The organism is Paraburkholderia oxyphila NBRC 105797 (assembly GCF_000685075.1).
GTDB classification, from domain to species: domain Bacteria; phylum Pseudomonadota; class Gammaproteobacteria; order Burkholderiales; family Burkholderiaceae; genus Paraburkholderia; species Paraburkholderia oxyphila.
In genome coordinates this window covers 220,610-233,321 of the sequence record NZ_BAYD01000004.1, presented here as the reverse complement: position 1 = coordinate 233,321, position 12,712 = coordinate 220,610, and the positions used below count along the sequence as shown (strand labels likewise).

Here is a 12,712-nt window from a genome sequence, read left to right as displayed (position 1 = left end):
CATCGGATCGCATGAGGAAATGTCGGAGAGCGGCATGAGAGAACGAGAAGAAATGGCAGCAAAAGCGGGCGCAAAAACGGGGGGAAATGCGGGAGCACAGCCGAACCCATGCCCGGGCGGACTGAGCGCCGGCTTGCCGGCCGAGCCCGTGGACTCGGGGCACCGCGTGAGCATCGTGCTGGTCGAAGACGACGACGGGCACGCCACGCTGGTCGAGCGCAACCTGCGGCGCTCGGGTGTGTCCAACGGCTTTTTGCGTTTTCGTGATGGCCAGGAGGCACTCGATTATTTCTTTGGTACGCCGGGCGCCGATACGCTTGCGGCGTCGAATTACCCTTCACGCGAAGAGCTGGCGAATTTCGTCGTCCTGCTCGATCTGCGCATGCCGCGCGTGGACGGCTTCGAGGTGCTGCGAAGGCTGAAGGCCGATCCGGTGACGGCGTCGGTGCCGGTGATCGTGCTGACGACGACCGACGATCCGCGCGAGATCGAGCGCTGCTACGAGCTGGGCTGCAATGTCTATATCACGAAGCCCGTCGAATATGACGCGTTCATCGAGGCGGTGCGGCGGCTCGGGTTTTTCCTTCAGGTCGTCAAGCTGCCGCCGGGGCATCGCTTTGTGCGTCCTTGAGGGCTCTCGCGTGTGCCTGTGCGTGCTCGTGCGGGATCGTGCGCGCTTGTGCCTGCCCCGCGGCTTGCCGAGGACTTGAACGATCAGATACGGCTTTCGATTCACGCATGACCACCATGACAATATTGATACTGGACGCGCCCTCGGCGCGGCGCCAGTCACGAGGGATGCCAGACGCATGAACGGCATGAACGGCATGAACGAAGCGGCAACGATGTTGGCGGGCGCGCACGTGCTCGTTGTCGACGATGACGAAGGCATCCTGCGCCTCGCGCGCAAATCGCTCGTGCGGGCCGGCGCGCGCGTGGACACCTGCACGGGCGTTGGGGAGGCGCGCGCCGTGCTCGCGGCGCGCACACCGGACGTGCTCGTGCTCGACTATCAGCTCGACGGTGCCGAGACCGGTCTCGACTTTTTCCGCCGCCTGCGTGCCGAGGACGTGCGCGTGCCGGCCATTCTCGTCACCGGCTTCACCGACGAATCACGCGTGATCGCCGCGTTGCGCGCGGGCGTCTCGGACGTGGTGCCGAAATCGGGCGACTACCTCGACTACCTGCCCGAAGCGGTCGCCCGTGTGCTCGCTCAGGTCGTGCTGCAGCGCGATTCGGACCAGGCGCTGCTTTTGCGCGATCGAGAGGAGCATTACCGCACGCTATCCGAGGCTCTGCCGCACCTCGTGTTCACCTGCGGCGCGGACGGCGAGTGCGATTTCCTTTCGAAGCAATGGTGCGAATACACGGGTCTCGACGCCGGCACGACGCATGGCCTCGCGTGGCTCGACGCCGTGCATCCGGACGACCGGGACGAGATTCGCGACACGTGGCTCAAGGCCGTGCGCACCAACAACGACGACTATCGCCACGAATTGCGCATTCGCCGTCACGATGGTGCGTATCGATGGTTCGATGTCCGAATCGTCGCGATGCGCGATCCGCGCGGCAGCGTCAACAAGTGGTTCGGCAGTTGTACCGACATCCACGCGCAGCGCGAGTCGAACGAAGAGCGCGAGCTGCTGCTCGCCTCCGAGCAGGCTGCGCGTCAGGCAGCCGAAGAGGCCAATCGCGCGAAGGACCGCTTTCTGGCCATGCTCTCGCACGAACTGCGCACGCCGCTCACGCCGGTGCTGGCCGGCACGCGCCTGCTCGAGCAGATCCCCGGCTTGCCCGAGGCCGCGCGCGCGGGCGTGCTGATGATCCGCCGCAATATCGAGCTCGAGGCACGCCTGATCGACGATCTGCTCGATCTCACGCGCGTCGCGAACGGCAAGCTGAGTCTCACGCTCGACACGGTCGACGTGCATGAAGTGATCGACGCCGTGCTCGAGCTCTTTCACAGCGAAATGCAGATCAAGCAGCAGGATGTGCACGTCGAGCGCGAGGCACAGCAGCACTACGTGCGCGGCGACCGCGCGCGCATGCAGCAGATGTTCTGGAATCTCGTGCGCAACGCGGCGAAGTTCACGCCGGACGGCGGCCACATCTTCGTGCGCACGCGCGACGAGCGCATGCATGTGGTGATCGAAGTGGAGGACACCGGCATCGGCATCGCGCCGGAGCAGATCGGCAAGCTCTTTCACGCCTTCGAGCAGGGCAGCCACAACATGACGCGCCAGTTCGGCGGCCTCGGACTCGGGCTCGCGGTGACGAAGGCGCTAACCGAGGCACATGGCGGCACTGTGAGCGCGAAGAGCCCGGGCACGCATTGCGGCGCGACTTTCACGATCGTGCTGCCGACCGCCGCGCCTGGCTCGGGTGTCGCGCGTCCCGCGGACCACAGCGGGCCGCACCGCGCGGGCGCGCTCGAGATCCTGCTGATCGAGGACCACGAGGACACGGCCGAGGTCATGTCGCAACTGATCCGCGCGCTCGGCCACGAGGTGGCTGTGGCCACGAGCGTGGCCGGTGCGCTCGCGCTCACGGCGGCGCAACGCTTCGATCTGGTCGTGAGCGATATCGGCTTGCCGGACGGCTCGGGCATCGACTTCATCCGCGCGTTCCGCAAGGAGTCGGCGGCGCCGGCCATCGCGCTCACCGGCTTCGGCACCGACGACGACGTGCGCCGCAGTATCGATGCCGGGTTCACGGCGCATCTCACGAAGCCCGTGAATTTCGAGCAGCTCGAGCGCCTGATCGAAGAGATGGTCACGCAACGCGCAAGCGGCGTGTCGGATCCCGCGGCTCCGGCGGCATGAGCGCTGCGCGATTCGCGCCTCGCGTGCAACAGGGCACAACAGGGCGCAAAAAACCCGCGTGGCCGAAAAACGGCGACGCGGGTTTTTGTGTGACTAGCTTTGCCGGCAGGCTATCTGGCGAGCGTTGATCCGTTGATCTCGCAAGCGCCGCTCAGCGCGAATTGCTCTGGAGCGAATCGCGGATCTCGCGCAGCAGCAGCACGTCTTCGGGCGTGGGCGGCGGCGCGGCCGGCGCGGCGGGTTCCGGCTGGCGCAGCTTGTTCACGAACTTCACCATCAGGAAGATGATGAACGCGAGGATGACGAAGTTGATCACCGCCGTGATGAACGAGCCGTAGCCGAACACGGCCACGCCGGCGGTTTGCAGATCCTTGTACGAGTCGGGGTTGCCCTTGAAGGTCGCGGGAATGTGCCCGAGCCGCACGAACAGGTTCGAGAAGTCGAGGCCGCCCGTGGCGACGCCGATCACCGGCATGATGAGATCCTTCACGACCGAGTTGACGATGGTCGAGAAGGCGCCGCCGATGATCACACCGACTGCGAGATCCATCACATTGCCTTTGACGGCGAATTCCTTGAACTCCTTGATGATGCTCATGAGCGGGCTCTCCTTGAACGGGGGCGGCACGGGCCAGGGGGGCATAACGACGCAATGGCGCAATGATAGCGAACGCATTCGCAATGCGGTAGCGATTTGACACTGCATGACATTTGGCCGCTTGCCCGCTTCACGCGGCATGCGCTAGTGCACACGGCGTGCCCGGCGGGCGCCGCCGTCATTGACCGAGCTGTCGGCCGGAGTTAGTGCTTTAGCACTTACTCCGGGCTCATGCATAGCTCGATCTGCTCGCTAAAGCGCCGCGGGTCCGTATTGGTCCCGCACAACAGGACACCTACGTGCTTGCCCTGCAACGTGTCGCGCAGCGGCCCGTAGAGGCCCGCGGTGGCCGTCGCGCAGGCCGGCTCGACGGCCAGCTTCAGTTCGTCGAAGAGCAGGCGCATCGCCGCGCGCAGGGCGTCGTCCGAGACCGTGACGATGCGCTCGATATGACGGCGGCACAGCGTGTAGCTGTATTGCTCGGTATGCGGCGACATCAGCGAGTCGGCGATCGTCTGCATGTGAGTCATGCGCACCGTGTGGTTGGCCGCGAAGCTGCGGCTCATCGCGTCGGCGCCTTCGGGCTCCACGCCATAGACCTGCACGCGCGGATTGGCGAGGCGCAGCGCCGTGGCGACGCCCGCGGCGAGCCCGCCGCCGCCGATCGGCACGATTACCGCGTCGAGGTCGGGCGCCTGGGTCGCCCATTCGTAGCCGAGCGTCGCCGTCCCGAGCACCGTGCGATAGCCGTTGAACGGATGCACGAAATAGCGGCCTTCCTCGGCCTCGACGCGCCGCACGATCTCGAATGCCTCGCGGCTGTCGCTGGCCCGCACGATCTCGGCGCCAAGCCGGCGGCACTGCTCGACGCGCGCCTCACTCGCCGTGCGAAAGAGCACGACCTTCGCGCTGATGCCAAGGCGCCTGGCCGCATACGCGACGGCGATCGCGTGATTGCCGCCCGAGACGCAGGTCACGCCCGCGCTGCGCTGGGCCGCATCGAGCGCGAGCAGGTGCGTGAACGCGCCGCGCACCTTGAAGCTGCCGCTCTCCTGCAGCAGTTCGAACTTGAAGTTGACGTGCGTGTTGCCGAGCGAGGGCAGGTCGTGACGGTCGAACACCGGCGTGCGCAGCACCCACGGCGCAAGCGTGAAGTGCTGCGAGGCGATCTCGTCCAGCGTGGGTATGGCTTCGCCGTCTATCGTGCGATCGGTGGGCAGCGGCGTGGCGGTTGACATGGCGTTGGACCTGCGGCGCGGGACGTGATTGTTGAGGATGACTATCCGGTTAGCCAGGAGCCCACTACTGTGCCTGTGCGTCGACCGAAAGGCCGTGCACAAGCTTGCGCAGGAAACCTTCGCATGCCGCGAGCTGGTCGAGCGAAACGAATTCGTTCGGCTTGTGCGCCTGCTCGATGTCGCCTGGCCCGCACACCACGCTCGGAATGCCGGCGCGGGCAAAGAGGCCCGCTTCCGTGCCGTACGCCACCTTGCGGCGCGTCTGGTCGGACGTGAGCGCGCGCACGAGCTGGGTGATCGCCGCCTGCTCGCTGTCGTCGAGGCCCGGCGCTGCGGCGATCTTCATGAACTCGATCGCGCCCGCCGGATTTTCGCGCTGCATCTTCGGCACGAGCGTCTCGCGCGCGTACTGCTCGATACGCGCGAAGATAGGCTCGGGGTCGAGCGTGGGGAGGTTGCGGAATTCGAATGCGAAGCGGCATTCGGCCGGCACCGTATTGATGGCGTTGCCGCCTTCGATCGTGCTGGTTTGCGCGGTCGTGAACGGCACGTCGTAGAGCTCGTCGAACGGGCCCTTCGCGCGGAACTCGTCGGCCATGTCGCGGATGTAGCAGATCAGGCGCGCAGCGTACTCGATGGCGTTCAGCCCGCGCGGCGTGAGCGACGAATGGGCCGCGTGCCCGCGCACGCAGCATTGATACGCGTTGATGCCCTTGTGCGCCACGATCGGGCGCATGCTCGTTGGCTCGCCGACGATGCAGCCCTCGGGCTTCACGCCGCGCTTCACGAGGTCTTCGATCATGAGCGGCGCGCCCACGCAACCGACTTCCTCGTCGAACGAGAGCGCCAGATGCAGGGGCTTCGCGAGCTTCGTCTGCTGGATCTCGGGCACGAGCGAGAGCGCCGCGCCGATAAAACCCTTCATGTCGCAGGTGCCGCGGCCATAGAGCAGGCCGTCGCGAATCTCGGGCTTGAACGGGTCGCTGTCCCACTTCTGGCCGTCGACGGGCACCACGTCGGTGTGGCCCGAGAGCACGATGCCGCCGTCGGTCGAGCCGTCGTGCGCGGGCAGCGTCGCGAACAGGTTGGCCCATTTGCCGTCGTGGCCGTAGGTGAGTGTCGCTTCGATGCCGCGCGCACGCAGGTCGTCGCGCACGGTCTCGATCAGCCCGAGATTCGGATGGCGGCTGACCGTGTCCATCGACACGAGGCGGGTGACCCAGGGGAGCGAGGCGGGAAGGGCGGCGGACGACGAAACTGCGGAGGGCGGTGTAGAAGACTGCGCTGATTCAGCGGCTATGACCATGGTGGACTCCAGCTTGCTTGTCCATCCATATTACCCAAAAAGAATGGGCCAAGCCAAAGGCCACAGCAGCAATAGCTCGTTGCAGAGCGCGAACACGCGCACAGGTGCGCGTAAGCCTGCGATTACGTCGAATTCGCCAATATGACGCGATGCAGCATCACCATCGCAGCGGCGCATGCGCAATATCTCCGCGCATGCGCCGGTGGACTCTTCACGCGCTCAGCGTGCCGCCGCCCGTGCAGGCGCGCCAAGCGCGCGCAGCGTCTCCTTCACCGTCGCCACGCGCACCGCGAGATCGGGGCTGCGCGTTTCGATGCGCAGCTTGTCCTGCCCCGCGAGCTTGACGTGCTTGTGCTTCTGCACCATTTCGATGATGCGCATGGCGTCGACAGGCGGATTCGGCACGAACTGCAGCCCGATCACGGCCTCGCCCGCGTCGATCTTGGTGATGCCGAGCGGCTTGGCCGCGAGGCGCAGGCGGTGGGTCTCGATGAGCGCGTGCGCCTGCGGCGGCATCTTGCCGAAGCGGTCGATCAGCTCTTCCTGGATGCCGTCGATCGAATCGTCGTGCTCGCAGTTCGCCAGGCGCTTGTAGAGCGACAGGCGCTCCTGCACGTCGCCGCAATAGTCGGCGGGCAGGATCGCGGGCGCGTGCAGGTTGATCTCCGTGGTCGCGGCGAGCGGCGCGTTCAGATCCGGCTCGCGGCCGTCCTTGAGCGCCTTCACGGCGTCGTTGAGCATGTCGGTGTAGAGCTGGAAGCCGATCTCGTGGATCTCGCCCGACTGCTTGTCGCCGAGCACCTCGCCGGTGCCGCGGATCTCGAGGTCGTGCATCGCGAGATAGAAGCCCGCGCCCAGCTCCTCCATCTGCTGAATCGCTTCGAGACGGCGCTGCGCCTGCTTCGTGAGCCCCTGCGGATCGTGCACGAGCAAATACGCGTAAGCCTGGTGGTGCGAGCGCCCGACGCGGCCGCGCAGCTGGTGCAGCTGGGCGAGGCCGAATTTATCGGAGCGATGGATGAGGATGGTGTTCGCGGTCGGCACGTCGATGCCGGTCTCGATGATGGTCGTGCACAGCAGCACGTTCGCGCGCTGCGCCACGAAATCGCGCATCACGGCTTCGAGCTCGCGCTCGTGCATCTGCCCGTGCGCGACGGCAATGCGCGCCTCAGGCACGAGCGCCTCGAGCATCGCGCGGCGGTTCTCGATGGTCTCGACTTCGTTGTGCAGGAAATAGACCTGGCCGCCGCGCTTGAGCTCGCGCAGCATGGCTTCGCGGATCACGCTGTCTTCCTCGCGCCGCACGAAGGTCTTGATGGCGAGGCGCTTTTGCGGCGCAGTCGCGATCACGGAGAAGTCGCGCAGGCCTTCGAGCGCCATGCCGAGCGTACGCGGGATCGGCGTGGCGGTGAGCGTGAGCACGTCCACCTCGGCGCGCAGCGCCTTCAACGCCTCCTTCTGGCGCACGCCGAAACGGTGCTCCTCGTCGATGATCACGAGGCCGAGGCGCTTGAACTGCACATCGGAAGAAAGCAGCTTGTGCGTGCCGATCACGATATCGACGCTGCCTTCATTGATTTGCTGGATCGCCGTGCCCACTTCCTTGCCGGTCTTGAAGCGCGAAAGCTCGGCAATGCGCACGGGCCAGTCGGCGAAGCGGTCGGTGAAGGTTTGCGTGTGCTGCTCGGCGAGCAGCGTGGTGGGCGAGAGGATCGCCACCTGCTTGCCGCCCATCACGGCGATGAACGCCGCGCGCAGCGCCACCTCGGTCTTGCCGAAGCCCACGTCGCCGCACACGAGGCGGTCCATCGGCTTGCCGCTCGTCATGTCGCCGATCACGGCTGCGATGGCCGCCGCCTGATCCGGCGTTTCCTCGAAGCCGAAGCTCTCCGCGAACTTCACGTAGTCGCGCGGTTCGAGCGCGAACGCGTGGCCCTCGCGCGCGGCGCGGCGCGCGTAGAGGTTCAGCAGCTCGGCGGCGGTGTCGCGGATCTGCTGCGCGGCCTTGCGGCGCGCCTTTTCCCACTGGCCGGAGCCGAGCGCGTGCAGCGGCGCGCTATCCGGATCGGCGCCGCTGTAGCGCGAAATCACGTGCAGCTGCGAGACCGGCACGTAGAGCTTGCTCGCGCTCGCGTATTCGAGGTGCAGGAACTCGGTGTCGCCTTCGCCGAGGTCCATCGTCACGAGCCCGTGGTAGCGGCCGATGCCGTGCTGCGCGTGCACGACCGGGTCGCCCACCTTGAGCTCGGAGAGGTCGCGCACCATCGAATCGACGTTGCTCGCCTGTTCCTGGCGGCGCCGTCCCGCGCGGCGCGCGAGCGGCCCGTAGAGCTCGGTCTCGGTGATGATCGCGAGGCCTTCGCCGGGCAGCGCGAAGCCGGTCGAGAGCGGCGCCACGCCCAGCGCGAAGCGCTCGTCGCCGGTGAGCCAGTCTTCGTAGCTGTCCGCGGACGTGGGGCGCAGATGGTTCTCGGCCAGCAGTTGCGCGATGGTCTCGCGGCGTCCCGCCGACTCCACCGCGAACAGCACGCGGTTCTTCGTGGTGTCGAGGTAGCCGCGCAGCGCGGCGAGCGGATCTTCAGCGTGGCGGTCGATCGCGAGGCTCGGCAGCGCGTTGGCCCAGCCGCCCGCGCTCGTCGCCGGCAGCGCGAGACGCGCGAAGGGCTTGGCGAGCGTGAAGAAGTCCTCGTCGGTCAGGAACAGGCGCTGCGGCTCCAGAATCGGCCGCTCGCGGTCGTGCGCGAGGAAGTTGTAGCGCTGCTTCGTGTCGGCGGTGAAGCGGCGGATCGAGGCGTCCAGATCGCCCGAAAACACCAGTTGGGCGTTTTCCGGCAGATAGTGGAACAGCGTGGCCGTCTCTTCGAAGAAGAGCGGCAGGTAATACTCGATGCCCGCGGAAGGCACGCCGCTGCCGATGTCCTTGTAGATCGACGCGCGGCTCGGGTCGCCTTCGAACACCTCGCGCCAGCGGCTGCGAAACGCCGTGCGCGCGGCCTCGTCGAACGGAAACTCGCGGCCCGGCAAGAGCCGCACGTCCTTGACCGGATAGAGGCTGCGCTGGTTGTCGGGGTCGAAGGCGCGGATCGAATCGACTTGATCGTCGAAGAGGTCAATGCGGTATGGCAGCGGCGAGCCCATCGGAAACAGGTCGATCAGCGAGCCGCGCACGCAGTACTCGCCGGGCCGCATGACCTGGCTCACGTGCTCGTAGCCGGCCAGCGTGAGCTGCGACTTGAGCTTCGCTTCGTCGAGGCGCTCACCCTGGGAGAAGGAGAACGTGTACGCCGCGAGGAACGAGGCGGGCGGCATGCGGTAGAGCGCCGTCGTGGCCGGGACGATGAGAATGTCGCAGCGGCCCTCGCCGAGATCGTGCAGCGTCGCGAGGCGCTCGGACACGAGGTCCTGGTGCGGCGAGAACGTGTCGTAAGGCAGCGTTTCCCAGTCGGGCAGCAGGCGCACGCGCGCTTCGGGCGCGAAGAACGGGATCTCCTGGGCGAGACGCTGGGCGTCCACGGCGCTCGCGCAGATCACGGCGAGCAGTGGAACACTCGGGGCGCTCGCGCGCGAAGCCTCGCGGTAACGGGCGATCAGGAGCGCATCGGACGAGCCGTGCGTGCCGTCGAACGCGAAGCGCTGCCCCGGCTTGACGACGGCGACCGGGGACGGAGACGAAGACGGCGAAAGCGGGGATGCGGCGATATCGGACATAGGGGCAACAGGTTGGCGAGGCGCTGCGTATGCGGTTCGTGTGCGGTTCGTATGCGTTAGTCCCGGAACGCGTGCGGGGCAGGGAGCGTGCGGTCCGGATGTCGACAGCAATTCGTAATAATGAAAGGCGCAACGGCACCGTTCGGGACGTCGCGCCAGTGGTTCCTGAACGGCGCCGATGCGTCTCAGGTGCCGGCGCACCCGGCCTTGCGAAGGGCTGCCATCGTGCCCGCCATGCCCGCCGGCCAGCAACGGTTGCGGCGCTGGTTGCGGGCGTTGGGCGTACGGGTAAAGGACCTATTATAAAATCCGTCCTTTACTTTGACTCATGCGGCTAGCGATACCGTGACTTCACGCCTTTTTGCCCTGATCCCCTGCGCCGGCACCGGCAGCCGTTCGGGCTCGGCCATGCCCAAACAATATCGGACGGTTGCCGGACACGAACTCCTGCACTATACGCTCGCGGCATTCGACGCCTGCAGCGAATTTGGCCAGACGCTCGTCGTCATTTCTCCCGACGATAGCCATTTCGACGCGCGCCGCTTCGCCGGCCTGCGCTTTGCGGTGCGCCGCAACGGCGGGGCGTCGCGCCAGGCGTCGGTCTACAACGGACTCATCGCGCTCGCGGACTTCGGCGCCAGCGACGACGACTGGGTGCTCGTGCACGACGCCGCGCGCCCCGGCATCACGCCCGCGCTGATCCGCACGCTCGTCGACGCGCTCAAGGACGACCCCGTGGGCGGCATCATGGCGCTGCCGGTAGCCGACACGCTCAAGCGCGTGGCGCCTCACCATGTGCCGGGCGGCCCGCGCATCGTCCGCACGGAATCGCGCGACGGCCTCTGGCAGGCCCAGACCCCGCAAATGTTTCGCATCGGCATGCTGCGCACCGCCATCGAGCGCGCGCAGCAAGAAGGCCACGATCTCACCGACGAAGCGAGCGCCATCGAATGGCTTGGCCATTCACCGCGGCTCGTGCAGGGCAGCCTGCGCAATTTCAAGGTGACGTACCCCGAAGATTTCGCGCTCGCCGAAGCCATTCTCAGCCGCAACCCTGGAAGCTGAGCCTCGGCGAGGCAGACTCACAAGCGCACTGCGCATCACGATACGGAAGACCCACACATGGACATCAGAATCGGACAAGGATATGACGTGCACGCGCTCGTGCCGGGCCGCCCGCTCGTCATCGGCGGAGTGACGGTGCCCTACGAGCGCGGGCTGCTCGGCCACTCGGACGCCGACGTGCTGCTGCACGCCATCACCGATGCGCTGTTCGGCGCCGCCGCGCTCGGCGACATCGGCCGCCATTTCCCGGACACCGACAAACAGTTCTACGGCGCGAACAGCCGTGTGCTGCTGCGCGAATGCCTGCGCCGCGTGCAAGAGGCGGGCTTCGCGCTCGTGAACGTGGACAGCACGGTGATCGCGCAGGCGCCCAAGCTCGCGCCGCATATCGAAGCCATGCGCGCGTGCATCGCGGAAGATCTGCAGTTGCCGCTCGATCGCGTGAACGTGAAGGCGAAGACCAATGAGAAGCTCGGCTATCTGGGCCGTGGCGAAGGCATCGAAGCGCAGGCGGCCGTGCTGCTCACGCGCGCGTGAAGCTCGCGCGGTCTTCGGATCGCATCGCGTGGCACATCTAAATAATTGGCGCGCCGCAAACGGCGTGCCCGAAAAGTGTCGAACGCACTGCGCAGGCCGCGTGCCTGCTCCCGCATAAAAGGCGGTGATTGCACCTGCAATCACCGCCTTTGCTTTTCTTGTCGATTAATTTCCGTTTTTTTCGCCACATACTCAAACGGTATTCAGGCGTACCGGAAGCGGAAAGGTTCATGACGGGACTCGAAAGACGCGTGAAAGGCCTCGACGGTCTCCGGGCACTGGCCGTGATGCTGGTGTTCCTCGCGCACAAGGCGCACGTCGAGGCGATCGACGCGGGCAAGATCGGCGTGTGGCTGTTCTTCCTCATCAGCGGCTATCTCATCATCGGTGAGCTGCATCGCAACCGACTGCGTGTCGAACAACGCAGGGCGCGCCGCGATGCGGTGCTCTATGTGTTCTTCGTGAAGCGCACGCTGCGTATCTTCCCGGTCTACTATTTGCTGCTCATTGCGCTGACGATCGCGCACGCATGCTTCTATCAACGCGATGTCGATCTGGGGCTCGCGTGGCATTACGTATTCCTCTCCAATTTCTGGATCGGCATCGTTCATGACGGATGGCCTGGCACGGTCTCGCATTTCTGGAGCCTCGCGGTCGAGCAGCAGTTCTATCTGATTGCGCCGTTTGCGCTGCTGTTCACGCGCGCGTCGCGGCATCTGGCGATTTGCATCGCGATGATATTCGCCGCGGCGCTCGCGCATCTCGCGCTCTACGCGAGTGGGGCGATCGAGCCGCTTGTTTATGCGTTCTCGCCCTGGAATTTCGCCTTGCTCGCGCTCGGCGGCGTGCTGGCCATCGGCGGCGCCCGCGTGCCTGAAGTGGCTGGGGTGCCTGGAGAAGGGCGGGTACAAAGCGCTATCGGGCTCGTGCTCGCGTGCGCGAGTCTCGCTGCCTTCGCGCTCGCGCGCGCCGGTTGCGACGCCTGTGAAGCAACGCAGTGCGCGATCTTGCCGGGCTTGCTCGATATCGGCCTCGCGCTCTCGCTCGGCGCCGTGTTCCTGTGGCTCGTGCGCCACCAGGACAGCCTGCTCGTGGCCGCACTCGAGGCGCGGCCGCTCGCGTATCTCGGCACCATCAGCTACGGCTTCTATCTTTTCCACAATTTGGTGCCGTCGCGCCTGGGCGAGGCGCCGGCGCTCTACACGAGTCTGCACGTGCCGCCGCTTGCGCAGGATCTGCTGTCGCTCGTCATGCAGTTCACGCTATCCGTGTTGCTCGCACATCTGTCCTGGCAGTTGCTGGAAAAGCGCGTGCTCGAATGGAAGGAGCCGCTCGCCACGGCGATTCGCAGCCGTCTGCCCGCGCGTGCCGCGGCAGGTCCGACCTGAGCGGATCTCACCGCGGCATCACCGGGCGGCCTTCACCGAGCGGACACTGC

The 12,712-nt window shown here is 66.3% G+C and carries 9 protein-coding genes; 5 read left to right on the top strand and 4 right to left on the bottom strand.

Annotation, left to right across the window (positions count from 1 at the left end; all coding sequences use genetic code 11):
- The first annotated feature begins 34 nt into the window (after positions 1-34).
- Positions 35-631, top strand: a complete 597-nt coding sequence (locus BO1_RS03910; protein ID WP_245643698.1) for a response regulator — start codon at positions 35-37, stop codon at positions 629-631.
- A 196-nt stretch (positions 632-827) separates the two neighbouring features.
- Entirely contained in the window at positions 828-2,822 is a 1,995-nt protein-coding gene (locus BO1_RS03905; RefSeq protein ID WP_028216439.1) for a hybrid sensor histidine kinase/response regulator, read from the top strand.
- A 151-nt stretch (positions 2,823-2,973) separates the two neighbouring features.
- On the opposite strand, the gene mscL is transcribed toward BO1_RS03905, so the two are convergent.
- From mscL to mfd, 4 genes are all read right to left on the bottom strand, one after another.
- On the bottom strand, positions 2,974-3,420 hold the full coding sequence (mscL, locus tag BO1_RS03900) for a large conductance mechanosensitive channel protein MscL (RefSeq protein WP_028216438.1): 447 nt from the start codon (positions 3,418-3,420) through the stop codon (positions 2,974-2,976).
- Between the two features lie 218 nt (positions 3,421-3,638).
- Complete coding sequence (locus BO1_RS03895) at positions 3,639-4,658, bottom strand: threonine/serine dehydratase (RefSeq protein WP_028216437.1); 1,020 nt, start codon at positions 4,656-4,658, stop codon at positions 3,639-3,641.
- A gap of 64 nt (positions 4,659-4,722) precedes the next feature.
- Complete coding sequence (argE, locus tag BO1_RS03890; protein WP_028216436.1) at positions 4,723-5,964, bottom strand: acetylornithine deacetylase; 1,242 nt, start codon at positions 5,962-5,964, stop codon at positions 4,723-4,725.
- Between the two features lie 219 nt (positions 5,965-6,183).
- Positions 6,184-9,672, bottom strand: a complete 3,489-nt coding sequence (gene mfd, locus BO1_RS03880) for a transcription-repair coupling factor (RefSeq protein ID WP_028216435.1) — start codon at positions 9,670-9,672, stop codon at positions 6,184-6,186.
- A gap of 345 nt (positions 9,673-10,017) precedes the next feature.
- On the opposite strand from mfd, the gene ispD reads away from it, so the two are divergent.
- The 3 genes from ispD to BO1_RS03865 all read left to right on the top strand — a co-directional run bounded on the left by ispD (position 10,018) and on the right by BO1_RS03865 (position 12,662).
- On the top strand, positions 10,018-10,737 hold the full coding sequence (gene ispD, locus BO1_RS03875) for a 2-C-methyl-D-erythritol 4-phosphate cytidylyltransferase (RefSeq protein WP_028216434.1): 720 nt from the start codon (positions 10,018-10,020) through the stop codon (positions 10,735-10,737).
- A gap of 57 nt (positions 10,738-10,794) precedes the next feature.
- Positions 10,795-11,274 (top strand): 2-C-methyl-D-erythritol 2,4-cyclodiphosphate synthase, encoded by a 480-nt coding sequence (ispF, locus tag BO1_RS03870; protein WP_028216433.1) that lies wholly within the window; start codon positions 10,795-10,797, stop codon positions 11,272-11,274.
- A 230-nt stretch (positions 11,275-11,504) separates the two neighbouring features.
- A complete protein-coding gene (locus BO1_RS03865) occupies positions 11,505-12,662 on the top strand; it encodes an acyltransferase family protein (RefSeq protein ID WP_043283682.1) in 1,158 nt (385 codons plus the stop codon).
- The last annotated feature ends 50 nt before the right edge of the window (positions 12,663-12,712 follow it).